We start from the raw sequence: 22,895 nt of genomic DNA, 5'->3' as shown, positions 1-22,895 counted from the left end.
AATGACCCTGTCCCCCGAATGGCAGACCTTCGTCGACGCCGCCACCGCGGCGTTCCCGGCGCTCGGCACCGAGGTGTTCGACGCCGCCGAAGCCCGGGCCTTCCTGGCCGCCCGCAAGGCCGCTCCGGTCGAACCGATTCCCGTTGCGGGAGTGGAAGACTGGCTGGTGCCCGGCGCGATCGGCGCACCCGAGGTGCCGGTGCGGGTGTACCGGCCACTCGACGCCGAAGCCGTTCCGGCCGTGGTGGTCTTCTACCACGGCGGCGGATTCGTGCTGTGCGGCTTGGACTCTCACGACCGCTTCTGCCGCACCATGGCCAACGACGCCGGGGTCATCGTGGTGTCGGTCGACTACCGGCGCGCACCCGACGCGCGCTTCCCGGCGGCGGCCGACGACGCCTACGCGGTGCTGCGCTGGGTCGCCGACCACGCCGAAGCCCTGGGCGGGGACCCGGATCGGATCGCGGTGGGCGGGGACAGCGCGGGCGGCAATCTGGCCACCGTCGCCGCCATCACCGCGCGCGACAACGGCGGGCCCGACATCGCGTTCCAGCTGCTCATGTACCCGATGCTGGATCCGGCCTGCGACCGTCCGTCGCACACCGAGAACGCCGAGGGCTACTTCACCACCGCGGCGCACATCCGCTGGTACTGGGAGCAGTACCTGTTCTCCGACGCCGACAAGTCCGACCCCTACGCCAATCCCACCATCGCCGACCTGACCGGCCTGCCGCCCGCCCACATCGCCACCGCGGAATTCGATCCGCTGCGCGACGAGGGCGAGGCCTACGGACAGCGGCTGCGCGCGGCCGGCGTGGAGACCGAGATCCACCGCTGGGACGGCACCGTGCACGGGTTCATGTCGATGGCGTTCCATCTGCCGGAAACCCAGCGCGCCAACGCTTCCGCGTTCACCGCGCTGCGCCGGGCGCTGTCGCGCACACCCGTCGTCTGAATTTCGGCATTCGTTCACGGGCCGACCGGTTAGCATCACCTACGTTCGCCCGTTTGAAACGTCAGGAATTCAGTTGCCGGTTGCACGCCCTACCCCGACCGTCACCGCAGCGGCCGCGCTCACCGCGGCCATGGCTCTCACCGCCGCACTGGCCGGCAGCGCCGACGCCGCCCCCCAGGGCTACGGCACGCTGGCCCTGTCCCGGCTGCGCAACGCCGCGGTCGCGCTCACCGACACCAACAAGGTCGTCGCCGACGCCGCCGCCATCCGCGACTGCGCCAGCTACGACTGCGAGATCGTGCTCCGCTTCACCGACGGCTGCGGCGCCGTCGCGCAGGGCGCCGACGGCACCTGGGGCTGGGCCCTCGGCCCCAGCCTCGCCGAAGCCGAACAGAACGCGGTCACCGGCCTGGGCCAGAGCGCTCCCCCGTTCCCCGACCTGGGCAGCGCCCAGCCGCGCGCCGCCCGCGTCGCGGCCAGCGCGTGCACCAATGGCGTGCAGTAGCAGCGAGATTCGCGAGTTCGCGACCGGGGCTCAGTGCGGGTACTGGGCCTCGTAAGCCGCGCGTTCGGCAGCCCGGCGCGCGGCCCGGGCCGGGCTCTCCAGATCCTGCGGGAAGCCATGCTTCATCAGCCGATGCGCACGGTTCATCGGCATGTACGCCACGATGTAGAACAGCGCCAGCAGCAGGCCCAGCAGAATCACCGCCAGCTGCAACCACAGCTCACCCGGCAGCAGGAACGCCAGCGCGAACACCGGCAGCAGCGGCACCAGCTGACGCACCACGTGCCGGGGTCCGGCCCAGGGGCCGGTCAGATCGTTGCGGACCCACTCGCGCAGCTCCTCGGGCAGCACCGCGCCGCACGAGTAGCCGATCCACTGAACAGGGTTGGGGCGCTTCATTTCCGGGTTCCCTTCTGCGATCCGGCCTGCTCGGTCTCCGCCGAAACCGACTGCCGCGCCGCGGCATTCACCCGGTTCAGCACATCGCGCAGTTCTTCGAGGTCGGCCAGGCTGACGCCGAGCCGGGCCACCACCGCCGGCGGAATCTTCTCCGCCTCGTTGCGCAGCTCCCGCCCGGCGGCGGTCAGGTCGACGACCAGGTTGCGCTCGTCGTGGCTGTCACGGCGGCGGGTGATCAGACCCGCCGCCTCCAGCCGCTTGAGCAGCGGTGAGAGGGTCGGCGAATCGAGCTGAATGGCCTCGCCGATGTCCTTGACCGACATCGGCGCCTCACCCCACAGCGCCAGCATCACCAGATACTGCGGATGCGTCAGGCCCATCGGTTCGAGCAGCGGCCGATACACCGCCAGCACCGCCCGATTCGCCACCGCCAGCGCGAAACACACCTGCCGGTCCAGCCGCAGCGGGTCGTCGACCTCCACTGTTCCGCCCTCCTCGCTCGCCTTCGTTAGGGCAATAATAGTTAATGCACTAACTGTTAGTCGACGACCCGGTGCGTAATTGGCGTCACATCACCCGCGCGAAGCCCGCATCGCCGCGATCCGGCCGGTGTCCATGTAGTCGCGGAACAGCGTGACCAGGCCGTTCTCGACCCGGATCACATTGACCGAGGTGCGCACCCACTGCCGGTCGGAGCCCGGGCGGGTGACATCGACGTCGACCTCGGTGATGAGCAGGCCCGGATCCACGGTCTCGTGAATGACCGGGCGGATGGCGTGCACCTCGACGCCGGGCATGTTCGACCACCGCGCGGCCAGGTAGGCGCGAATCTGCTCGCGGCCCGCGATGCGGGTCGGCTCACCCTGAATCGGGAAGGGGATCTCGAAGACGACATCCGGGGCGAGCAGCGCGGCGAATCGATCCGCATCGCGCGAGGGCAACACCTCGAACAGTCGGACAACCAGGTCACGAGGGGTTTCTACAGCGGTGGACACGAAAGCCTCCTAAACGGAACGTTGGACCCGCTTAATAATCGGGGCGTGCGCCCCGCTTGTCAACGGCTGGGTAGGCTGTCGGACGTGACGGACCGACCCCTGCGCGCCGACGCCCGCCGCAATCGCGAGCGGGTACTGGCCGCCGCCCAGGAAGCCTTTGCCGCCGAAGGCATCTCGGTGCCACTCGACGAGATCGCGCGACGCGCGGGCGTCGGCGCGGGCACGGTGTACCGCCACTTCCCCACCAAGGAAGCACTTTTCGAAGCCGCCATCCTGGATCAGGTCGAAAAGATCACCGCACATGCGCGCGCACTGACCGCGGCCGAGGATCCCGGCACGGTGTTCTTCGACTTCCTGGCGATGATGGTGCTCGAGGGCGGAGTCAAGCGCGACCTGGCCGACGCGCTGCGCTCCGGCGGCGGCGAATATCCGCGCACGGTGTCCCACGATCTGAAAGCGGCCCTGGGCACGCTGCTCGCCCGCGCCCAGGACGCCGGGGCGGTGCGGCCCGAGATCAGCGTCGACGATCTGCTGACCATCATCAAGGGCGTCTTCCTCGCCGTCCACGAGGCCGGAGCCGCACCGGGATTGCGCGAACGCACCTTCGCCGTGATTGCGGATGGATTGCGAGCGACCCGCTGACCTGCGACAAAGGGGCGGACAACGCTGTCTGGCACTCGAGGCCAATGTCGGCCTGCTCCAGGCCGATCTGCGATGCCGAGACCCCGGTGTACATCGACTATCTGGCCCACATGTCGCTGTGGCAAGGCGCGAAACTCGCCGGAGCCCCGATCCATCCGTTCCGCCACAACGATGCCGAGCAGCTGCGTGACCGGGTGGACGAGTACGGGCCCGGCGTCATCGCCGTCGACTCGCTGTACTCCACCAATGGCAGCCGTGCCCCACTGGTCGAGCTGTGTGCCGTGGCCGCAGACACCGGCAGCGTCCTGGTCGTGGACGAATCCCACACCCTGGGCATCTACGGACCGGACGGTGCAGGACTGGTGGTCGAGGAAAACCTCGCCGACCGAGTGCATTTCCGCACCGCGAGCCTGTCCAAAGCCTTCGGCGGGCGCGCCGGATTCATCACCACACCCGACCGCGAGTTCGCCGACTACTTCAAGATGGAGTCCTACCCGGCGATCTTCTCCTCCACCCTGCAACCGCACGACATCGCCGGACTGGCCGCCGCGCTCGCCGTGATCCGCGGCGCCGACCAGCGGCGGTCCCGGCTCCGGGAGGTCGGCGTGCGCCTTCGAAACGGACTGCGACACATGGGATTCGACCTGGAGGACTCGGTCGGCCAGATCATCCCGGTACTCGGCGGACCTGAGCAGCGCACGATGGCCGTGCGCGACCTGCTCGAGGAACACAACGTGTTCGGGTCGGTCTTCTGCGCGCCCGCCACCTCCCAGGATCGAGCGATCATCCGGCTCTCGCTGCACGCCGCCCTGACCGACGACGATGTCGACCAGATCCTGACCGCTTGCCGAACGGTTCGCGACACCCTGGGCGCGCGCCCGCCCGCTCACCTCCGCCGCGCCTCCTGATTCCGCTCGCAGCCGCCAAGCAATGTCGCTGAAATATTGCGGAATAAACTGAAGCGCAGGCGAATCGCGCCCGTGCTGCCGCAATATCCGGGCATTTCGCCGAATCTGGTGCTTTGATGCTCCCTGTGCTGAACAATTGCCACCGGAGCTGATGACAGGAGATCAGATTCGATGAAGCGTGCGATCCGCGCCGTCGCCCTCACCGCCGGTCTGACATTGGCAGCCTGCGGCAATAGTCCGAAACCCGACGACGCGCCGCCACCGCCGCCACCGCGGACGCTGACCATCGGCATCAAATTCGACCAACCCGGCCTGTCGGTCAAAGGAATCGACGGCCGGCCGCGCGGCTTCGACATCGACATCGCCACCTACATCGCCGGCAAGCTGGGCGTCACCCCCGAACACATCACCTGGCGCGAAGCCCGCTCCGACCAGCGCGAAACCCTGCTGACCTCCGAGACCGTCGATTTCGTCGTCGCCTCCTACTCGATCACCGCCGCCCGCCAGCAGCTGGTGTCCTTCGCCGGGCCCTACCTGATGGCCGGTCAGGACCTGCTGGTGCGGCAGAGCGAGCGCGCCATCGACGCACCCGAGGACCTGGACGGGCGCACCGTCTGCACCGCCGAGGGCTCCACCTCCGCCGACAAGATCCGGAGCAGCTTCGCCCGCTTCGTCAAACTCACCACCCGCGAGACCTACCCGCAGTGCGTCGCCGACCTGATCGCCGGCACCGTCGACGCCGTCACCACCGACGACGTCATTCTCGCCGGCTACACCCACGAACAACCCGGGATGCTGCGCCTGGTCGGGCACCGATTCACCCGCGAACGGTACGGGGTCGGCGTGCGCAAAGGGGATCTCGAATTGCAGAGCCGCATCACCGCGATCATTCACGCGATGATCGACGACGGCAGCTGGCGGCGCGCATTGGAAGCCCACCTCTACGGGACGGGCTACAAACCGCTACCCGCACCGGTGGTATTCAACGCCCCCGACAGAACCGTCGAACCCGGCGACCCGGCCACCCTCGATCCCGCATTGGTGAATGCCGCCAAAGCCGTCGCCGCCACCTCCAATGCCCGTGACTGGGAAGGATTCCGCTCCCTGGTCTGCCCGGAGAACGCCGACGCCATCGACGAAATCGTTTTCCAATACACCCCCCAATACGACCGGAGCCTGGGCGCGGAAATACGCAATGCCGGGTACACCAATACCGTCACCGGCGTCACCCAATCCGACCCGAACTCCGGCACCTTCGCATTCCACGAAACCTTCACCAACGTCCCCGAGAAATACCGCGCATACTTCAAGGACATCGATTACACCGGAACGATGGTCCGCCGCGACGGCGCCTGGAAGCTGTGCGGCCTCACCGCCGACTTCGTCGAACCCTGACCGCCGAATAATGCGGTGCGCCGGGACGGGCGGTGCACCTACCGTGAACGGCAGTCGAAAGAAAGGACTGTCCAATGTTTCCCGTCGAGCTGCGCGGTACTCGAGCGCAGACGCTCATGTGGGCCCACGAGCACGAAGTCGGAGCGGCCGCGCTGCAGCAGTTGCGCGACATCTCCCAGCTGAAATGGGTGTACGGCGTCCGCGTGATGCCGGACGTGCACCTGGGCAAGGGCGCGACGGTCGGATCGGTCATCGCCATGCGGGACGCGGTCGCGCCGGCCGCCGTCGGGGTGGACATCGGGTGCGGCATGGAAGCCGTGCTGACCTCGCTGACCGCGTCCGACCTGCCCGATAACCTGCACTCGCTGCGATCGCGGATCGAGGCGGCGCTGCCGGTCGGGTTCGCGGCGCACCGCGAACCGGTGGACGTGAACCGGCTGAACGCGGAGGTCTTCGGCCAGCGCGCCGCGGGCACCACCATGCGGGCAGGCTGGGAGCGGTTCTGGAAGGCCTTCGACTCGCTGGATCCGATCGTGCGGCCCCGGGAATCCAAGGCCCACAACCAGATGGGAACCCTCGGCGGCGGCAACCACTTCCAGGAACTGTGCGTCGACACCGAGGATCGGGTGTGGATCCTGCTGCACTCCGGCAGCCGCAATATCGGCAACGAGATCGCGCAGCGGCACATGGCAGTCGCGCGCACGCTGCCGCACAACCAGGACCTGCCGCATCGCGACCTGTCCGTATTCCTTTCCGACACCCCGGAAATGGACGCGTACCGGCGCGATCTGACCTGGGCCCAGGAATACGCGGCCCGCAACCGGGCCGTCATCCTGGCACTGGTCTGCAGGGCCGTCCGCGATGAATTCGACGGTTTGGCAGTGCATTTCGACGAGCCGATCTCCTGCCACCACAACTATGTGGCGGAAGAGGTCATCGACGGAATCCCCATGCTGGTCACCCGCAAGGGCGCGGTCCGGGCGGGCGCGGGCGACCTCGCGCTGATTCCCGGCTCCATGGGGACGCGGTCGTATGTGGTTCGGGGCAAGGGAAATCCGGCCTCGTTCCAGTCGGCGTCGCACGGCGCGGGGCGGCGAATGAGCCGCAACGCGGCCAAGAAGCAGTTCACGGTGGCCGACCTGGTCGCGCAGACCGAGGGCGTGGAGTCCCGCAAGGACGCCGGGGTGATCGACGAGATTCCCGCGGCCTACAAGGACATCGACCAGGTCATCGCGGCACAGTCCGACCTGGTGGACGTCGTCGCCACGCTGCGGCAGGTGCTGTGCGTGAAGGGGTGAGCCGGGTCAGCGGCGACGGAAGGTCGCCGCTGCACCCGCACCCACCAGCAGGATGCCCACGATGAGCGGGAATCCGGTTTGCAGCCACTGGTACAGCGCGACATGCATCTCATCGGACAGCGGGAGATCGCCGATCAATCGGAACGTGTCGTCCGGGAAGATGAAATGGATGATCCCGGGCAGCACGCCCCACACCAGGCCGGCCACGATGGTGCCCGCCGGGGAGTAGGCGGCCAGGGCCGCGACCACCAGGAAAAGGGCTGCGGCCAGCAGAATCTGGATGGTCGAGCCGACGCGGTCGGCGAAATCCCCCAGAATCGTCCACTGCCTGGTTCCGGCCGCCCCGCGCGCGGCCAGGGCGATGCCGACGGGCGTGATGAGCAACCCCGTCAGTGTGCCGGCCACCGTCCGCGAAACATTGCCACTGCTGCGGAACTGCGCCCCCGGCGGAGTCCACCCCGCGGGCGACGGAAACTTCTCCGGCATGTGCGTCTCCCTGCGCGCCCCCGGACGCCCTTCGTGCCCGGAACCCTATTGTCCGTCCGCGCACCGGATTCCGCGCGATCTTGACGGCACCGCAATCAAGGCGGTGTCCAGCGGCGTCCTAGACCTCGAGCGACTGTCCGGTTTGGAGTAATTGCACGGTTGTCTGCGGGGCCAGTTCGGCTGCGGCGGCACGGAAGTGCTCCGCGCCCGCGCGATCACCCTTCGTCATGACACGATCGCCGAGCGGTCCGCTGGAGAAGGCGTAGTGAATCAGGACCCACCCAGGCCACTACCGCGTCTTGTTCGGCACCTCCGGCACCCCCGGCAGGGAACCCAGCAGCGGCTAACTCCCCGGCCTGCCCACCATGATGCTGCTCGTCGACACCGCGGCCGCCGCCGGCGCACCCGACCCCGAAGCCACCGCCCAATGCCTGTGGGCGGGCATGCACGGCCTGATCACGCTGCGCCAAGACCGGCCCAGCTTCCCGTGGCTGCCCCTCGATCGCCTGGTCGAGACCCTGGTCCGCGCCTACCTCCGCACCGGCGGCTGATCCGCGCGTGCCCGTCCACGCCACCGGGCGGGGTGCGAAGTTGCCCGAATTCCGAGCGGCGAGGTCACCGTGTCGGTGCGGTGGGGCACGATGGAGCGCGTGACCCCAGCCGACTCGAACCGCTCCGACCTCGAACTCGTCGATTCCGCGCGCCCCGGCGACGGCGGATTACGGGACGACGCGGAACGGCTGCTGCGGGAGCTGGCCGGGCCCGCCGCACGGTTGCGGGAGGATCAGTGGGTCGCGATCGAGGCGCTGGTGGTGCAGCGGCGACGAGCCCTGGTGGTGCAGCGCACCGGGTGGGGTAAGTCCGCGGTGTACTTCATCTCCGCGAAACTGCTGCGGGCCCAGGGGCGGGGGCCGACGGTGATCGTGTCGCCGCTGCTGGCGTTGATGCGCAACCAGGTGTCCTCCGCCGAACGGGCGGGAGTCGTTGCGGCGACCATCAATTCGGGCAACGTCACCGAGTGGGACGAGATCCACGCGCGGGTGGCCGCGGGGGACGTCGACGTGCTGCTGGTGAGCCCGGAACGGTTGAACAATCCGGACTTCCGGGATTCGGTGCTGCCCAAGCTGGCCGCCGACGCCGGGCTGGTGGTGATCGACGAAGCACACTGCGTCTCGGACTGGGGGCACGACTTCCGGCCCGACTATCGCCGGATCCGCACCCTCATCGCCGATCTCGGCTCGGAGGTGCCGGTGCTGGCCACCACGGCCACCGCCAACGACCGGGTGGTGACCGACGTGGCCACCCAGATCGGCACGGACACACTCGTTCTGCGCGGCAGCCTGGACCGCGAGTCGCTGCACCTGTCGGTGGTGCGGATCGCCGACGCGGTGCAGCGCACCGCCTGGCTCAGCAAACGGCTGCACGAACTGCCCGGGTCGGGCATCGTCTACGCGCTCACCGTGGCCGCCGCCCACGATCTCGCCGACGTATTGAACTCGCACGGACACCACGTCGCCGCCTACACCGGGCAGACCGATCCCACCGAACGCGAAGCGCTCGAGGCCGCACTGTTGAACAACGAGGTGAAGGCGCTGATCGCCACCTCCGCGCTCGGAATGGGTTTCGACAAGCCGGATCTCGGGTTCGTGGTGCACCTGGGCGCACCCTCCTCCCCCATCTCCTACTACCAGCAGGTGGGCCGCGCGGGCCGCGGCACCGAGCGGGCCGAGGTGGTGCTGCTGCCCGGCCACGAAGACCGCCAGATCTGGAGCTACTTCGCGTCGGTCGCCTTCCCGCGCGAGCACATCGTGCGCTCGGTGCTGGCCGCCCTGGACACCGAGCGTCCGCTGTCCACCGCCGCCCTGGAACCCTTGGTGGAGCTGAATCGCTCCCGCCTGGAGATGGTGCTCAAGGTGCTCGACGTCGACGGCGCGGTGCGCCGGGTGCGCGGCGGCTGGCTCGGCACCGGCGAACCCTGGGTCTACGACACAGAACGCTACGAACGCCTCAGCGTCGCGCGCGAGGCGGAGCAGCAGGCCATGATCGACTATCAGTTCACCGCCGAATGCCGGATGACGTTCCTGCGCAGCCAACTCGACGATCCGGGCCTGGTGCTCGGCACCCACTGCGGCCGCTGCGACAACTGCACCGGCGCCCGCCAGGACACCGCCGTCGACGACACCGAACTGGCCGAGATCCGCACCCGCCTGGACCGCCCCGGCATCGATCTCGCGCCCCGCAAGCAGTGGCCCACCGGCCTGGCCAAACTCGGAATCTCGCTGTCCGGCAAGATCACCGACGGCCCCGAGACCGGCCGTGTGCTGGGCCGCTTGAGCAATCTCGGCTGGGGCCAGCGCCTGCGCCCCCTGCTCGACGGCCCCGACGCGCCGGTCCCCGACGAGGTCTTCCGCGCCTGCACCACCGTACTGCGCGAATGGGATTGGGCCCAGCGCCCCACCGCCGTCCTGGCCCTGGACTCCGGCACCCGCCCCATGCTGACCCGATCCCTGGCCGCCCGCCTCGCCGAGATCGGCCGCCTCCAGGACCTCGGCGTCCTCTCGCTGCGCCCCGATCTACCGCCGGTGTCGGCCGCCAACTCGGCCCACCGCGTCGCCGCCCTCCACAATGCCTGGGAGACACCGGATCTCACCGCGGTGGACGGCCCGATCCTGCTGGTCGACGCCCTCACCGACACCGGCTGGACCTTCACCATGGCCGCCCGCACCCTCCGCGCCGCCGGAGCCGACGCCATCCTGCCCTTCGCGTTGGCTACCCCGTCCTGACCTTGGGGCGTACCGTCGAATGGGGAAGGGAGAGAGCATGACTACGGGGAACAGCGGCGACGAGGCGAACGATCCACGGGCGCGCTGGCGCAAGCTACCGCCCGAGCCGACGCAGTGGATCGAGGAGGTCGACCGGGAGCATTCGGCCGTCGACTTCGGCCCGGACCCCGATCCGGACGCCAAGGCCACCCTCTACGGGGGAACCTCCGGGCCCTGACGCGCTCAGGCGTCGTGGGCGGGCCGCCGGTTCTCGAGGTTCTCGATGGCGTCGACGTAGCGCAACATGAGGCGCGCGAAGTCGAGGCGGTCCTGTTCCGGCCACTCGGCCGTGATGTATTCGAAGGCGACGCGCTGCTGTCCACGGAAGCGGGTCATGAACTCCAGGCCCTCGGGGCTGAGTTCGAGGACGGCGCGGCGGCCGTCGAGCTGTGAGGGGACCCGCAGCAGGTAGCCCGCCTTGATGTTGTCGGTGACCATGCGACTCGCCACCGACGGGTCCACACACATGGCCGCGGCGATACCGCCGACGGTCATCTCCCCCGGCTGGTCCTGCCCGCAGCCCAGGACCAGGCCCAGCACCAGGGCGCGGGTGGAGTCCTTGGCGCTGATCGGATTCTCGACCTGCTGCAGGACACCGCGGCGGAGCTTGCCGAACGCCGGGCCGATGGCATCCAGCAGCTCGTCGGGGGTGCGGTCGTCCGTCGTCATCCCCACATCGTATCTGCATGCATATCAGCATCTGCGTGCACATCGGAACATATGTGTTGACGCACAACTGTGTGCATGACAGCATGCATTTCATGACCATTCTCGTCACCGGCGCTCGCGGCCAGATCGGCCGCGCCGTCCTCACCACCCTGCACGCGCGCGGCCTGCCGGTTCGCGCCGCCAGCAAGGACCCCTCGGCCCTCGACCTCCCCGCCGGGATCGAGGCCACCAGCCTGCCCGAGGACCTCGAAAGCCTCACCGCCGCACTGAAAGACGTGCGCCAGGTCTTCCTCTACGCCAACCCGGCCGCCGCCGACACCTTCGCCCAGGCCGCCGCGGCCGCCGGCGTGGAGCACGTCGTGCTGCTGTCGTCCTCGGCGGTCAACGATCCGAACGCCGCCGCCAACCCCATCGGCGCGAGCCACCTGGCCGTCGAGAACGCTCTCGCCGCCGCGAATCTCGCCACCACCACGCTGCGTCCGGGAGGCTTCGACAGCAATGCCTTCGGCTGGATCGCGGCGGTGTCGGCGGGCGAGCCGATCGAGCATGCCTATCCCGACGCCGCCCTGGCCATGATCCACCCTCTCGATATCGCCGACATCGCGGTCGCCGCCCTCACCGGCGACGAATTGCGCGGCCGCACAGTCACTCTCACCGGACCGGCGGCGATCAGCTTCCGCGCGCAGATCGGCCACCTCGCCGAGGCCATCGGCCGCGAGATCCCGATCACCACCATCACCCCGGCCGAGGCCGAGGCCCAGCTGTCGCGCACCATGCCGCCCTACATCGTGAATTCCCTGCTCCAGATCTGGGCACTCACCACCGACCAGCCCGAAACCCCCGCCGACACCACCGAGACCCTGCTCGGCGTCCCCGCCCGCACCTTCGCCCAGTGGGCCCGCGAGAACGCGCCCGCCTTCAGCGCCGCCTGAGCCACGCCGCAACCCGCCCGAGCCACGCCGCGCCCGGTAGCCCGGTCGTCGCGGAAACCACTGCCCACCAGGGGCGCGGCGCGTAGGCTCGGACGAATCCCGCAGTCGCCGAACGATCCCGGGGAGTTCAGCATGGCGTCCGCACCACCACCGAAGGTTCCACCACTGCCGCTCCTGCGCGCCCTCACCTGGGTCCGCGACGGACTGGCCGCCCTGCACCGGCGGCTGGTCCCGGGGCACATCGCCCTCCTGGAATTGTCGACTTCCGGGTACCTGACCCAGGCCACCTGCGCGGCGGCCGAACTCGGCATCGCCGACGCCCTGGCCGAGGGCCCCCGGCAGCCCGCCGACCTGGCGCGCGCCATCGGCGCCAGCGAGGACGGGGTGCGCCGGCTCATGCGCCTGCTGATCAGCGCGGGCGTGTTCGGGCAACGCCGCGACGGGGCCTACGAGCTGACCGGCATCTCCCAGGGGCTGCGCGCCGACGCCGCGGTCTCGATGCGCGACCTGTTCGTGTTCCTCGGAAACGACCTGCACCGCAAGCACTGGTCGTTTCTGGCCGACTCGGTCCGCTCCGGCCGATCGCTGTGGCCGGAACTCGAAGGCATGGAGTTCTTCGAGTTCGCCGAGCAGCATCCCGAGGCCGGGCAGATCTTCGACCAGGCCATGACCAGCGTCGGCAGCCTGTCCACCGAACCGCTGCAGGCCGCCTTCGATTTCGGGCGCTTCGGCTCGATCGTGGACATCGGCGGCGGCCGCGGCAGCCTGCTGGTGGACATCCTGCACCGCCATCCGTCCATGCGCGGCACCGTGTTCGACCTGCCGCGGGTGGCCGACGGGCTGGAGGAACAGCTGCGGGGCCCCGGGCTCACCGGCCGCCTCACCGTGGAGGGCGGCAGCTTCTTCGACACGGTCCCCAAGGGCGCGGACGCCTACCTGCTCAAGCACATCGTCCACGACTGGTCCGACGCGGACGCCGAACGCATCCTGCGGACCGTGCGCACCGCCATGGAATCCGAAGCGCGGCTGCTGATCATCGAGATGGTGATGCCGGAGCACCACCGCCCGCACCCCGGCAAGGTGATCGACCTGGAGATGCTGGTCAATACCGCGGGCGGGCGGGAGCGCACCAAGACCGAGTTCGGAAACCTGCTCTCCCGCAGCGGTTTCGTACTCACCGGGATCACCCCGACCGCCGCCCCGGAGTGTGTGATCGAGGCGCATCCAACGTGGTGAACCAGGCACATCCCCTGGTTATCGCAGCGTGGCGCGTACTGAACGAGTAGCGTCCTGCCCGGTGACAGATACGTGCCGGGCAGGCTGATCTCCCGACGCGCCCGGTGACAAATACGTGCCAGGCAGGCTGATCTCGACGCGCCCGGTGACGGGCACCGGGAACGAGGCGCCCGCGGGGCGTGTGCGGCGCAATCCACACGCCCGGCGCGGGCTACCTCCGACCGCCCGGATCCGGTTGTGACACCGGCGTTTCAGGCGGTACGGCGGATCCGTGGGCCGACAACCCCTGCGGCCCGATCGGTCCAACCGTCCGCCATCTGCGCCAGCAGAAACCAGGCGGCGTGTACTTGTTCGTCCGACACCTTCGCTGCCGTTCTGAGCAGATGCACCGCGCGCACGTGTGCGGCGGCCATGGCGTCGACCACGGCTCCCAAGGATTCGGCCCGCGCTGCACCCCTCGGCAGCGCCCGGCTCGATACCCACTCGTCGATGAAGGTCACCAGCTGAGCGCGTAGCTCGTCGATCCCGCCCACATCGCCGGAGCGGGTGTGACGCCGTTGCAGATGCAGCTCCGCCAGCGCCCGGGACCAGCGGGTGACCGGGTGGTCCTCGGGCTGGTCCCCGATGTGCCCGCAGAAGGCGGCCAGCAGTTCGTGCCAGTCGGGTAGCAGCGGACGATCGTCGTCGAACCGGGCGGTCCGATCCTCGGCGGGGCCGTGGCGGTGGTCGAATCTGGTGTCACGGCCGCTCGCCCGCCACAGCGGTGTGCTATCAGGTTGCGGTACGTACATACCTACCTCCACGGGCGGTGCGGGCGCACCCGGGCCGCGGGCGGCCACCGGACCGCGAGCCCGGCGCGGCAAGGGCGGACCGCGCCGGATCCGGGCAACCGCTATCGGCGAAGGGCACATCTCGATGCGGCACCGGGTGCACCTCCAGCATGAACCGATCGGCTGTCCCGGCCACCGCCCTTCCCCCGCCCTCGCACTGCCCCTCCAGCGCGAGACCAACCGCCCAGTCCGTACTGTTACTTGCCCTCTCCCCCAATGCAATTCGCTCGTAACAGACATGTCGCCACCACGTAGCCCGGGCGACGCCAGACCTTCACCCGAGCCGCGAAACCACGCTGCCACCACGCAGCGAAATCAGATCACCACGAGGGCAGCGGACCTAGACCTTCACCAGGTCGTCGGCGTGCACCACCGGACGCTGCATGCTGTCCGGCAACGCGGTGGTGGAAAGACCCTTCATGGTCTCCAGCTCATCACTGTCATACGCCGCGACCCCGCGCGCGACCAGCACACCGTCCGGCGCGATCAGATCGATGACGTCACCGCCGTAGAAATGCCCCGTCACCGAGGTGATGCCCGCCGCCAGCAGCGAATGCCGGCGCTCAGACACCGCCGACACCGCACCGGCGTCCAGATGCACCGCGCCCCGGGCGTCGGCGGCGTGCCGGACCCAGAACTTGCGGGCCGACAACCGAACCGGGCGCGCGGCGAACGCCGTACCGACCGTCGCACCCGAAAGTGCCGCCGCCGCATCGGAAGCCGCGGCCAGCAGCACGGGCACGCCGGCATCGGCGGCCAACCGGGCCGCCGACAACTTGGAAGCCATGCCCCCGGTCCCCAGCGCGCCACCGGAACCGGCGATCACACCATCCAGATCCGCGCTGCTGCGCACCTCCGGAATGAAATTCGCCGAACCCTTGCGCGGGTCACCGTCGTAGAGGCCGTCCACATCCGACAGCAGGATCAGCGCGTCCGCGCCGACCAGATGCGCGACCAGCGCGGCCAGCCGGTCGTTGTCGCCGAAACGGATCTCTTCCGTTGCGACGGTGTCGTTCTCGTTCACCACCGCGATCGCGTGCAGCGACCGCAGCCGGTCCAGGGTGCGCTGGGCATTGCGATGCGGCTCGCGGCGGCCGAAATCCCCGGCGCTCAACAACACCTGGCCGACCACCCGGTCGTAGCGGGCGAAAGAGGTTCCCCACGCGTGCGCCAACGCCAGCTGCCCGACACTCGCCGCGGCCTGCTTGGTCGCGAGATCCTTGGGCCGCTTGGACAATCCGAGCGGAGCCATGCCCGCACCGATCGCGCCCGAGGACACCACCACGAGATCCGAACCCGCGCGCATGCGGGTCTCCACCGCATCGGCCAGCCGGTCCAGGCGGCCGGTATCGAGACCGCCCTCCAGGCTGGTCAGCGCCGACGAGCCGATCTTCACCACCACGCTGCGCGCCGACGCGATGGCCTGCCGCGCCGCGCTGAGTTCCCCGGCGCCCCGCTCGGCCGCCTGAGTGCCACTCGAACTCACTTGCACCACACCTCAATTCGCCTGCGATACCGAAGCACCGTCGCACCCGAATCCGTCGTTCACCCACACCGGGCTGTCCGCTCCGTCGCGAACAGCCCAGTGGCACTGTATTACTCGTCCTCGTCGACCAGGCCACGGCGCACGCGGGAAGCGTGCTTGCGCTCGGCCGCGCCGATGCGCTCGGTCTGATCCAGGCGCGGGTCCACGCCGCGGCGGGTCAGCAGGGTGTCCACACCCGCGGAAATCGAAGGCTCCCAATCGAAGCAGTAATCCGCGATGGTCACCGAAGCGCCCGGCTCGGCGCCCAGCTTGACCAGCTGGTCCTCGACACCGAGGCGGGCCAGGCGATCCGCCAGGTAGCCCACGGCCTCGTCGTTGTCGAACTGGGTCTGACGCACCCACCGCTCGGGCCGCTCGCCCACCACGATGAAGCCGCCCTCGACCTCGGGATCACGAATGACCCGGAAACCGCTGTCGCCCTTGGCGACCGGGCGGATGATGGCCCGCTTCGGCTCCGCCTTCGGATGCGCCTCGCGGTACTCGGCGACCATCTCCGCCAGCGCGAAGGTCAACGGCCGCAAGCCTTCCCGGCTCACCGCCGAGATCTTGAACACCGGCCAGCCGCGCTTCTCGAACTCCGGCAGCACGAACTCGGCCAGCTCGTCGGCATCGGGGATGTCGGCCTTGTTGAGGATCACCACGCGCGGACGATCGGCCAGATCACCCAGACCGGTGTCACCGGCCAGCGCGGGCTGATACGCCGCCAGCTCGGCCTCCAGAGCGTCCACATCCGACACCGGATCACGGCCGGGTTCCAGCGTGGCGCAGTCCACCACATGGGCCAGCACCGCGCAGCGCTCCAGGTGCCGCAGGAAGTCCAGACCCAGACCGCGGCCCTCGCTCGCGCCCGGAATCAGACCCGGCACATCGGCCACGGTGAACGTCGTATCGCCGGCGAGCACCACACCGAGGTTCGGCACCAGCGTGGTGAACGGGTAATCCGCGATCTTCGGCTTGGCCGCCGACAGCACCGACACCAGTGACGACTTTCCGGCCGACGGGAAACCCACCAGGCCGACATCGGCGACCGACTTCAGCTCCAGAACGACATCGCGCTCCTGGCCGTCCTCGCCGAGCAGCGCGAAACCGGGAGCCTTGCGCGCCTTGGACACCAGCGCCGCGTTGCCGAGCCCGCCGCGACCACCACGGGCCGCCACGTACTGGGTGCCCGCGCCGGTCAGGTCCGCCAGCACCTCGCCGTCGGTGCTCATCACCACGGTGCCGTCCGGCACCTTCAGCAGCAGCCCCTCGCCCTGCTTGCCATTGCGGTTGCTGCCCTCACCGGGCTTGCCGTTCCCGCCCTTGGCATGCGGGTGGAAATGGAAGTCCAGCAGCGTGTGCACGTTCGGGTCGACCTCGAGGGTCACGTCCCCGCCGTTGCCGCCGTTACCGCCATCGGGTCCACCCAACGGCATGAACTTCTCCCGGCGCACCGAAGCGCAGCCGTGTCCACCCTTGCCCGCACGCACGTGCAGCTCGACACGGTCGATGAATTTGGACATATCGGTGATCATCCTCCTTCAGGACTTGTCGACTGAATGTGACGCCCCGGGACTCGGCAGGAAGCGCGAGCGGGGCTGCGAACAGCAAAGCGGGCCAGGGTTAGTGCAACCCTGACCCGCTTCGAAAAGCTAGTGGAGCGGACTCCGGTGCGCCGGTCAGGCGTTCACCGGCTCCGGCACCACGATGTTGACGGTCTTGCGACCACGCTTGGTACCGAACTGCACCGCGCCCGCCTCGAGAGCGAACAGCGTGTCGTCGCCGCCACGGCCGACGTTGACGCCGGGGTGGAAGTGCGTGCCGCGCTGGCGAACCAGGATCTCGCCGGCCTTGACGGTCTGACCGCCGAAGCGCTTCACGCCGAGCCGCTGGGCATTCGAATCGCGACCATTGCGCGAGCTGGATGCACCCTTCTTATGTGCCATTTCAAACTCCTCGTGCCGGGGTGACGAACCCCAAGTCGGATTACTTGATGCCGGTGACCTTCAGGACCGTCAGCTTCTGACGGTGGCCCTGACGCTTGTGGTAGCCGGTCTTGTTCTTGAACTTGTGGATGCGGATCTTCGGGCCCTTGGTCTGTTCGACGACCTCGGCGGACACGGAAACCTTCGCCAGCTTGTCAGCATCGGTGGTCAGCTCGGCGCCGTCAACGACCAGCACCGGCGCCAGGGACACAGCAGTGCCCGGCTCACCCTCGATCTTCTCGACCTTCACCAGGTCACCGACCGCGACCTTGTACTGCTTTCCGCCGGTCTTGACGATTGCGTACGATGCCATCGGTCGGCTGCCCTTCTTTCTTTACAAGTGCTCGGCACTATGTTCACACGGCTGGTCATCCGATTCACAACCGGTAACCGCCGCAGACTGGTCTGGGTATTCACCGCCGCCTCGGGCCAGTGGCTCTAACGAACCGAACCGGGCCCACTCACAGCACTAGTCACAACAGAGTGCCGTCGCAGGGGGCAGCGACTGACCAAGACTACAGGACACCGGTGACCACTCCAAACCGGGGCTGCCGCACCGCTCTCCCGCAGGTGTCGCGTTCTTACAAGATCGCGGCACGCCACCCGGGCAAAATCGAATCATGCGAGCGACAGGCACCTTCAGCGTCAAGTCCTTCACCCCCACCGACATCACCCCCGACCCCGCCGTCGCCACCGGACTGCCGGTCGGACTGTCGAAGATGGAGAAGCAGTTCGAGGGCGAGGTCGCGGGGCGTTCCGCCACCCTGTTCACCGCCGCCTTCGACCAGGAGCAGGGCATCGGGACCTACCTGGCGATGGAATCCTTCGAAGGCGCCCTGAACGGGCAGGCGGGCGCGTTCAACTTCGTGCACGCGGCCTCGACCACCGGTACCGACCGCAGCGACGGGTTCTTCGCCATCGTGCCGGGCAGCGGCACCGGCGCGCTGACGGGCATCACCGGCGAGGGCGACATCGCCATCGACGCGGACGGCACCCACCGCATCTGGTTCGACTACGAACTCGCCTGACGCACACCGAAAGACCGTGGCCCCGCCGGGATTCCGGCGGGGCCACGGTCGTCTCACGCGAGCTGCGAGCTACTTCGCGCTGAGGGTGCTGCTGCCGGCGGACAGCAGCTTGGTGATGATCTGGACGAGCAGGTCGCTCAGGAAGTCGGCTGCGGAACCCATATGATTTCCCCTTCTGTGATGGATCGAACGGTGTGATGGATCGAACGCCCGGAGCCTGTGCGAACAACGTTGCCGGACCGTGAGCGGTCCGTGAATGGCGTTCATCATACGAGAAAAAGCTGTGGCCCCACCGGAATCCGGCGGGGCCACAGTCGATCTCCGACGTGGAGGCTAGTTCTCGCCCTCCGGCGCACCGGCGGGACGGCCCGCGGCCCGGCGGCGCGGGCGGGCGCGCGGCGGGACCACGGCCGGAGCCAGGTCGTCGAGGTTGAAGCCCGGCTTGTCGGCCTGCTCACCGCTGGAGAGCACGAACACCGCGCCCTGGCTGTCGGACGCGGGAGCCGCGGCCGTGCGCGCCACCCGGCGACGGGCGGGACGACGACCCGACGTCACCGGTGCGGCGGCCTCCGCCGCGGCCACGGCGGCGACGGCCGCCTTCGCCTCGGCGATCGGCGATTCGATTGCCTCCGGCTCGGATTCGACCACCACGGTGTCCGCGGCGGGCGCGGACGCGGCGGCCTGCACCTCGGACGCGGCCTCGGCCTCGTCCACCAGCGCCTCGGCGGCAGCGCCGTTGGTGAGCGCCGCGCCCTCGGCGGCCAGTTCCTCGTCGGTGGCGTGCGCGGCCATGGCGAGAGCGACCGGGTGGGCCCGCTTGGTGGCGGCCTTCTCGGCCTTCTCCGCCAGATCCTCGGGCTTCTCGGCCGGCTCCTCGGCCACCGGTTCGACGGCCGGGGCCGGCTCGGCGGCAGCGGCGTTGCGGTCCTTGCGACGACGACGCGAACCCTCGCGACGGCTCACGCCCTCCCCGCTGTCCGCACCGGCCGGAGCCGAGGATTCGACCGGGTAGTTGTGCACCAGGATGCCGCGGCCGTGGCAGGTCTCACAGGTGGTGGAGAACGCCTCGACCAGGCCGGTGCCCAGCTTCTTACGGGTCATCTGGACCAGGCCCAGCGAGGTGACCTCGGAAACCTGGTGGCGGGTGCGGTCGCGGCCCAGCGCCTCGGTCAGGCGGCGTAGCACCAGATCCCGGTTGGACTCGAGCACCATGTCGATGAAGTCGACGACGATCATGCCGCCGATGTCGCGCAACCGCATCTGGCGCACGATCTCCTCGGCCGCCTCCAGGTTGTTGCGGGTCACCGTCTCCTCGAGGTTGGACCCGCCCGACCCGGTGAACTTGCCGGTGTTGACGTCGACCACGGTCATCGCCTCGGTGCGGTCGATCACCAGGGTGCCGCCCGAGGGCAGCCACACCTTGCGGTCGAGCGCCTTGGCCAGCTGCTCGTCGATGCGCAGGCTGCCGAAGACGTCCACTGCGCTGTTGTCGTAGCGCTCGACGCGGGCCAGCATGTCCGGAGCGACCGTGCGCACGTAGTTCTCGACCGTGGTCCAGGCGCGCTCGCCCTCGATGACCAGCTTCGAGAAGTCCTCGTTGAACAGGTCGCGGACCACCTTGACCAGCAGGTCAGGCTCCTCGTAGAGGGTCTTGGGCGCGCCCGAGCCCTGCTTGGACTGCTCCTCGATGGTGCGCCAGGTCGCCTGCAGCCGCTCGACGTCACGCGCCAGCTCCGGCTCGGAGACACCCTCCGACGCGGTACGGATGATGACACCCGCGTCCTGCGGCACGATGTCGCGCAGGATCTCCTTGAGCCGCTTGCGCTCGGTGTCGGGCAGCTTGCGCGAGATGCCGGTCGAGGAGCCGCCCGGCACGTACACCAGGAAGCGACCGGCCAGGCTGATTTGCGTGGTCAGGCGGGCGCCCTTGTGGCCCACCGGATCCTTCGAGACCTGCACCAGCACGGTGTCACCGGGACGAAGCGCCTGCTCGATCTTGCGCTCCTTGCCGCCCAGCCCGGCGGCCTCCCAGTTCACCTCGCCCGCGTACAGCACGCCGTTGCGGCCGCGGCCGATGTCGACGAAGGCGGCCTCCATCGACGGCAGCACGTTCTGCACCTTGCCCAGGTACACGTTGCCGACCATGGACGCCGAGCCCGTGGAGGTCACGAAGTGCTCGACCAGGATGTTGTCCTCGAGCACCGCCACCTGGGTGGTGGAGGTCGGGTGTTCGGGGAAGTGCTTCTCGCGCACCACCATCACCCGGTCCACCGCTTCGCGGCGGGCCAGGAACTCCGACTCGGTCAGGATCGGCGGGCGGCGGCGGCCGGCCTCGCGACCGTCGCGGCGGCGCTGACGCTTGGCTTCCAGGCGGGTGGAACCGCTGATGCCCTGCACCTCGTCCACCTGCGCGGCGGCGCGGCGCTTGCTGCGCGGCTCCCGCTCGTGCACGACGGTGTTCGGCGGATCGTCCTCGGAGACCTCGGGCTCGTTGTCGTCCCCGCCCTTGCGGCGGCGACGGCGACGGCGGCGACGGCTACTGGAACCCTCGGGCACGCCCGTGTCCTCGTCCTCGTCGGCGGCCTCGGTGTCGGCAGCTTCGGCCGACTCGTCCTCGGTGTCGGACTCCTCGTCCTCGCCCTCGGCGTCGCCGTGCTGCTCACCGCGACCCCGGCCGCGGCCGCGACGGCCCCGGCGGCGGCGACGCGAGGTGCCCTCGCGCTGCTCCCGGTCCTGATCGCCGTCCCAGTCGCCCTCGTCCTCGGCGTCCTCGGCGGCGGTGTCCTCGGTGACCGCGGTCTCCTCGGTCACCTTCTCCTCGGCGACCGGCTCTTCGACGCGCGGCTTGCGCTCACGGCGCTTGCGGCGGGTCTCCTCGACGGCCGTGGCGTCCGGCGACAGGAACAGCGGCGCCGCGACGACGGCGGCCGGCTGATACTGCACCTGCTCCTCGGCCTGGGCCTCGCTCAGGAAGGGGCTGGCGAACAGGGTGGACTGCGACGAGGTCGGGGTGACCGCAGACTCGGCGGCCTCGACTTCCTCGGCGGCCAGCTCGTCGGCGGCCCGGTCGTCGCCCGCGGCGATGGCGGCGTCGACGGTGTTTTCGGCGATCGGTCCCGGACCCGCCGGGGCGGCCTCGACATCACGCGGCCCGAAGGCGTCGCGCACGGTCTCGGCGACGGTGCGATCCAGACTCGACTGCGGGCTTCTCGCTTGAGCGCCCATCTCGGTCAGGTGGGCCAGAATACGTTTGCTGGTGGTGCCCAGCAGCTTCGCCAGTGCGTGCACTCGGATCCGTTCCGGCAATTGTCCGGCAGCCGGGGTGATCTGAGCGCCCCCTTCACCGTTCACCTGCGATGCGTCCTGCGGCTCTTGATCGGCCACGAAATCTCCTCGGGGCCCCCGGGCGCGTTCCTACTTAGGAGTGACGCGGCCGACGCGGGGGCACTGTTCTGTTGGCCTCACGCCCGGAGGCGCGAGATCGTAAGTCTTCGCGCCGCGTGGCCCGTTATCACCGGTGTCTCGTCGTTCGGGCTAACAGGTCACGTGGCGCCTGGTTGGTTGGCTCAACTCCGTGTCACGAGCGTTCATCCAGCGTGCCTGTCCAACGGCCGAGTCTAGGAAGCCGTCGGCGGCAGCGATGATCGTCCGTCGCTCCGCGGTGTCGTTCGGAGGTGAACGATGCCTGCCGCAAACGGCCGGCGTCGGTCACTTCCAGAGCCAGTATCCCACACCACGCCGGGGCGTCGTGCCCACGCGGCCCGGAGCGGGCCTCGCGAGTGTCATGGGCGTTCACTACGCCGAAGGTCCGGGGGCGTACCCCCGGACCTATCGATAGAGGATTCGGGGGCAAACACCCCCGCGAGATCAGTGCGCGAACCCGGGGAACCAGATGTCGATCTCACGCTTGGCGGACTCGGGCGAGTCGGAGCCGTGCACGAGGTTGAACTGGGTCTCGAGGGCGTAGTCGCCGCGAATGCTGCCGGGGACGGCCTTCTCGACCGGGTCGGTGCCGCCGGCGATCTGGCGGAAGGCGGCGATGGCGCGCTCACCCTCGAGCACGGCCGCGACGACCGGACCGGAGGTGATGAATTCGATCAGGGAGCCGAAGAACGGACGCTCGGCGTGCTCGGCATAGTGGACCACCGCCACTTCCTCGGAGACGTTCACGAGCTTCAGCGCCGCGATCTTCAGACCCTTGCGCTCGATGCGGGTGATGATCTCCCCGACGAGGCCGCGGGCCACGCCGTCGGGCTTGATGAGTACCAACGTCTGCTCAGTCACG

The 22,895-nt window shown here is 69.2% G+C and carries 24 protein-coding genes; 12 read left to right on the top strand and 12 right to left on the bottom strand.

The genetic code is table 11. From position 1 onward, the window contains the following. The first annotated feature begins 1 nt into the window (after position 1). Together ACYVKL_RS33620 and ACYVKL_RS33615 are read left to right on the top strand one after the other, a co-directional pair. On the top strand, positions 2 to 955 hold the full coding sequence (locus tag ACYVKL_RS33620; RefSeq protein WP_379167086.1) for an alpha/beta hydrolase: 954 nt from the start codon (positions 2 to 4) through the stop codon (positions 953 to 955). Between the two features lie 73 nt (positions 956 to 1,028). Beyond that, positions 1,029 to 1,460: a DUF4189 domain-containing protein gene (locus tag ACYVKL_RS33615; protein WP_379167088.1), complete on the top strand. Its 432-nt coding sequence runs from the start codon at positions 1,029 to 1,031 to the stop codon at positions 1,458 to 1,460. Positions 1,461 to 1,490: 30 nt separating this feature from the next. On the opposite strand, the gene ACYVKL_RS33610 is transcribed toward ACYVKL_RS33615, so the two are convergent. The 3 genes from ACYVKL_RS33610 to ACYVKL_RS33600 form a co-directional block, all read right to left on the bottom strand. Continuing rightward, positions 1,491 to 1,859 carry a DUF5313 family protein gene (locus tag ACYVKL_RS33610; RefSeq protein WP_213557328.1) on the bottom strand — a complete coding sequence of 123 codons (369 nt, stop codon included), beginning with the start codon at positions 1,857 to 1,859 and terminating at the stop codon, positions 1,491 to 1,493. Further along, on the bottom strand, positions 1,856 to 2,341 hold the full coding sequence (locus ACYVKL_RS33605; RefSeq protein WP_379167090.1) for a MarR family winged helix-turn-helix transcriptional regulator: 486 nt from the start codon (positions 2,339 to 2,341) through the stop codon (positions 1,856 to 1,858). Before ACYVKL_RS33605 ends, ACYVKL_RS33610 begins: the two co-directional genes overlap by 4 nt. Before the next feature lie 90 nt (positions 2,342 to 2,431). Continuing rightward, positions 2,432 to 2,854, bottom strand: a complete 423-nt coding sequence (locus ACYVKL_RS33600) for a nuclear transport factor 2 family protein (RefSeq protein WP_379167093.1) — start codon at positions 2,852 to 2,854, stop codon at positions 2,432 to 2,434. Between the two features lie 84 nt (positions 2,855 to 2,938). Between ACYVKL_RS33600 and ACYVKL_RS33595 the strand changes: the two genes are divergently transcribed. The 4 genes from ACYVKL_RS33595 to ACYVKL_RS33580 all read left to right on the top strand — a co-directional run bounded on the left by ACYVKL_RS33595 (position 2,939) and on the right by ACYVKL_RS33580 (position 7,097). Beyond that, positions 2,939 to 3,496 carry a TetR/AcrR family transcriptional regulator gene (locus ACYVKL_RS33595; protein WP_379167095.1) on the top strand — a complete coding sequence of 186 codons (558 nt, stop codon included), beginning with the start codon at positions 2,939 to 2,941 and terminating at the stop codon, positions 3,494 to 3,496. A 44-nt stretch (positions 3,497 to 3,540) separates the two neighbouring features. After that, positions 3,541 to 4,404: an aminotransferase class I/II-fold pyridoxal phosphate-dependent enzyme gene (locus ACYVKL_RS33590; RefSeq protein WP_379167097.1), complete on the top strand. Its 864-nt coding sequence runs from the start codon at positions 3,541 to 3,543 to the stop codon at positions 4,402 to 4,404. Positions 4,405 to 4,575: 171 nt separating this feature from the next. Then, positions 4,576 to 5,799: a glutamate ABC transporter substrate-binding protein gene (locus ACYVKL_RS33585; protein WP_379167099.1), complete on the top strand. Its 1,224-nt coding sequence runs from the start codon at positions 4,576 to 4,578 to the stop codon at positions 5,797 to 5,799. Positions 5,800 to 5,873: 74 nt separating this feature from the next. Beyond that, the gene (locus tag ACYVKL_RS33580; RefSeq protein WP_379167101.1) at positions 5,874 to 7,097 is read left to right on the top strand and encodes an RtcB family protein; all 1,224 of its coding nucleotides are present in this window, start codon (positions 5,874 to 5,876) and stop codon (positions 7,095 to 7,097) included. Between the two features lie 6 nt (positions 7,098 to 7,103). Here ACYVKL_RS33580 and ACYVKL_RS33575 read toward each other — a convergent pair whose 3' ends face one another. Next, the gene (locus ACYVKL_RS33575; RefSeq protein ID WP_213557333.1) at positions 7,104 to 7,583 is read right to left on the bottom strand and encodes a hypothetical protein; all 480 of its coding nucleotides are present in this window, start codon (positions 7,581 to 7,583) and stop codon (positions 7,104 to 7,106) included. Between the two features lie 365 nt (positions 7,584 to 7,948). Here ACYVKL_RS33575 and ACYVKL_RS33570 point away from each other — a divergent pair, with 365 nt between their 5' ends. The 3 genes from ACYVKL_RS33570 (at position 7,949) to ACYVKL_RS33560 (ending at position 10,583) form a co-directional block, all read left to right on the top strand. Next, positions 7,949 to 8,134, top strand: a complete 186-nt coding sequence (locus ACYVKL_RS33570; protein WP_379167104.1) for a hypothetical protein — start codon at positions 7,949 to 7,951, stop codon at positions 8,132 to 8,134. A gap of 90 nt (positions 8,135 to 8,224) precedes the next feature. Further along, entirely contained in the window at positions 8,225 to 10,366 is a 2,142-nt protein-coding gene (locus ACYVKL_RS33565) for a RecQ family ATP-dependent DNA helicase (RefSeq protein ID WP_379167106.1), read from the top strand. 37 nt (positions 10,367 to 10,403) lie between these two features. Next, positions 10,404 to 10,583, top strand: a complete 180-nt coding sequence (locus ACYVKL_RS33560) for a hypothetical protein (RefSeq protein ID WP_379167108.1) — start codon at positions 10,404 to 10,406, stop codon at positions 10,581 to 10,583. 5 nt (positions 10,584 to 10,588) lie between these two features. On the opposite strand, the gene ACYVKL_RS33555 is transcribed toward ACYVKL_RS33560, so the two are convergent. Beyond that, positions 10,589 to 11,074 carry a MarR family winged helix-turn-helix transcriptional regulator gene (locus ACYVKL_RS33555; protein WP_357193047.1) on the bottom strand — a complete coding sequence of 162 codons (486 nt, stop codon included), beginning with the start codon at positions 11,072 to 11,074 and terminating at the stop codon, positions 10,589 to 10,591. Between the two features lie 92 nt (positions 11,075 to 11,166). Here ACYVKL_RS33555 and ACYVKL_RS33550 point away from each other — a divergent pair, with 92 nt between their 5' ends. After that, the gene (locus tag ACYVKL_RS33550; RefSeq protein ID WP_379167110.1) at positions 11,167 to 12,006 is read left to right on the top strand and encodes an NAD(P)H-binding protein; all 840 of its coding nucleotides are present in this window, start codon (positions 11,167 to 11,169) and stop codon (positions 12,004 to 12,006) included. 132 nt (positions 12,007 to 12,138) lie between these two features. Beyond that, positions 12,139 to 13,242, top strand: coding sequence for a methyltransferase (locus ACYVKL_RS33545; protein ID WP_379167112.1), 1,104 nt, complete (start codon positions 12,139 to 12,141; stop codon positions 13,240 to 13,242). A gap of 251 nt (positions 13,243 to 13,493) precedes the next feature. Here the strand turns inward: ACYVKL_RS33545 and ACYVKL_RS33540 are convergent, their stop codons facing one another. The 5 genes from ACYVKL_RS33540 to rplU form a co-directional block, all read right to left on the bottom strand. Further along, positions 13,494 to 14,033, bottom strand: a complete 540-nt coding sequence (locus tag ACYVKL_RS33540) for a DUF4254 domain-containing protein (RefSeq protein ID WP_379167114.1) — start codon at positions 14,031 to 14,033, stop codon at positions 13,494 to 13,496. A gap of 379 nt (positions 14,034 to 14,412) precedes the next feature. Further along, positions 14,413 to 15,492: a glutamate 5-kinase gene (gene proB, locus ACYVKL_RS33535; RefSeq protein ID WP_379167912.1), complete on the bottom strand. Its 1,080-nt coding sequence runs from the start codon at positions 15,490 to 15,492 to the stop codon at positions 14,413 to 14,415. Positions 15,493 to 15,668: 176 nt separating this feature from the next. Continuing rightward, on the bottom strand, positions 15,669 to 17,120 hold the full coding sequence (obgE, locus tag ACYVKL_RS33530; protein WP_379167116.1) for a GTPase ObgE: 1,452 nt from the start codon (positions 17,118 to 17,120) through the stop codon (positions 15,669 to 15,671). Between the two features lie 156 nt (positions 17,121 to 17,276). Beyond that, a complete protein-coding gene (rpmA, locus tag ACYVKL_RS33525) occupies positions 17,277 to 17,543 on the bottom strand; it encodes a 50S ribosomal protein L27 (RefSeq protein WP_040806195.1) in 267 nt (88 codons plus the stop codon). Between the two features lie 40 nt (positions 17,544 to 17,583). Next, positions 17,584 to 17,895 (bottom strand): 50S ribosomal protein L21, encoded by a 312-nt coding sequence (gene rplU / locus ACYVKL_RS33520; protein ID WP_213557343.1) that lies wholly within the window; start codon positions 17,893 to 17,895, stop codon positions 17,584 to 17,586. Between the two features lie 307 nt (positions 17,896 to 18,202). Between rplU and ACYVKL_RS33515 the strand changes: the two genes are divergently transcribed. After that, a complete protein-coding gene (locus ACYVKL_RS33515; protein ID WP_379167118.1) occupies positions 18,203 to 18,610 on the top strand; it encodes a DUF3224 domain-containing protein in 408 nt (135 codons plus the stop codon). A gap of 333 nt (positions 18,611 to 18,943) precedes the next feature. On the opposite strand, the gene ACYVKL_RS33510 is transcribed toward ACYVKL_RS33515, so the two are convergent. After that, positions 18,944 to 21,937 carry a translation initiation factor IF-2 N-terminal domain-containing protein gene (locus tag ACYVKL_RS33510; RefSeq protein ID WP_379167914.1) on the bottom strand — a complete coding sequence of 998 codons (2,994 nt, stop codon included), beginning with the start codon at positions 21,935 to 21,937 and terminating at the stop codon, positions 18,944 to 18,946. A 540-nt stretch (positions 21,938 to 22,477) separates the two neighbouring features. Beyond that, positions 22,478 to 22,894: a nucleoside-diphosphate kinase gene (gene ndk, locus ACYVKL_RS33505; protein WP_213557345.1), complete on the bottom strand. Its 417-nt coding sequence runs from the start codon at positions 22,892 to 22,894 to the stop codon at positions 22,478 to 22,480. Position 22,895 lies beyond the last annotated feature (1 nt).

The sequence above is a fragment of the Nocardia tengchongensis genome (genome assembly GCF_054781395.1).
The sequence above is the reverse complement of the archived record's forward strand: the minus strand, read 5'-3'. Positions and strand labels throughout refer to the sequence as shown.

What these genes read in the sequence shown, in the direction of transcription:
- ACYVKL_RS33575 (WP_213557333.1), bottom strand. Translation starts at nt 7,583, where the DNA reads ATGCCGGAGAAGTTTCCGTCGCCCGCGGGGTGGACTCCGCCGGGGGCG.
- ACYVKL_RS33540 (WP_379167114.1), bottom strand. Translation starts at nt 14,033, where the DNA reads ATGTACGTACCGCAACCTGATAGCACACCGCTGTGGCGGGCGAGCGGC.
- ACYVKL_RS33590 (WP_379167097.1), top strand. Translation starts at nt 3,541, where the DNA reads ATGTCGGCCTGCTCCAGGCCGATCTGCGATGCCGAGACCCCGGTGTAC.
- ACYVKL_RS33545 (WP_379167112.1), top strand. Translation starts at nt 12,139, where the DNA reads ATGGCGTCCGCACCACCACCGAAGGTTCCACCACTGCCGCTCCTGCGC.
- ACYVKL_RS33565 (WP_379167106.1), top strand. Translation starts at nt 8,225, where the DNA reads ATGGAGCGCGTGACCCCAGCCGACTCGAACCGCTCCGACCTCGAACTC.
- ACYVKL_RS33580 (WP_379167101.1), top strand. Translation starts at nt 5,874, where the DNA reads ATGTTTCCCGTCGAGCTGCGCGGTACTCGAGCGCAGACGCTCATGTGG.
- rplU (WP_213557343.1), bottom strand. Translation starts at nt 17,895, where the DNA reads ATGGCATCGTACGCAATCGTCAAGACCGGCGGAAAGCAGTACAAGGTC.
- rpmA (WP_040806195.1), bottom strand. Translation starts at nt 17,543, where the DNA reads ATGGCACATAAGAAGGGTGCATCCAGCTCGCGCAATGGTCGCGATTCG.
- ACYVKL_RS33555 (WP_357193047.1), bottom strand. Translation starts at nt 11,074, where the DNA reads ATGACGACGGACGACCGCACCCCCGACGAGCTGCTGGATGCCATCGGC.
- obgE (WP_379167116.1), bottom strand. Translation starts at nt 17,120, where the DNA reads ATGTCCAAATTCATCGACCGTGTCGAGCTGCACGTGCGTGCGGGCAAG.
- ACYVKL_RS33610 (WP_213557328.1), bottom strand. Translation starts at nt 1,859, where the DNA reads ATGAAGCGCCCCAACCCTGTTCAGTGGATCGGCTACTCGTGCGGCGCG.
- ACYVKL_RS33585 (WP_379167099.1), top strand. Translation starts at nt 4,576, where the DNA reads ATGAAGCGTGCGATCCGCGCCGTCGCCCTCACCGCCGGTCTGACATTG.
- ACYVKL_RS33560 (WP_379167108.1), top strand. Translation starts at nt 10,404, where the DNA reads ATGACTACGGGGAACAGCGGCGACGAGGCGAACGATCCACGGGCGCGC.
- ACYVKL_RS33515 (WP_379167118.1), top strand. Translation starts at nt 18,203, where the DNA reads ATGCGAGCGACAGGCACCTTCAGCGTCAAGTCCTTCACCCCCACCGAC.
- ACYVKL_RS33550 (WP_379167110.1), top strand. Translation starts at nt 11,167, where the DNA reads ATGACCATTCTCGTCACCGGCGCTCGCGGCCAGATCGGCCGCGCCGTC.
- ACYVKL_RS33570 (WP_379167104.1), top strand. Translation starts at nt 7,949, where the DNA reads ATGATGCTGCTCGTCGACACCGCGGCCGCCGCCGGCGCACCCGACCCC.
- ACYVKL_RS33620 (WP_379167086.1), top strand. Translation starts at nt 2, where the DNA reads ATGACCCTGTCCCCCGAATGGCAGACCTTCGTCGACGCCGCCACCGCG.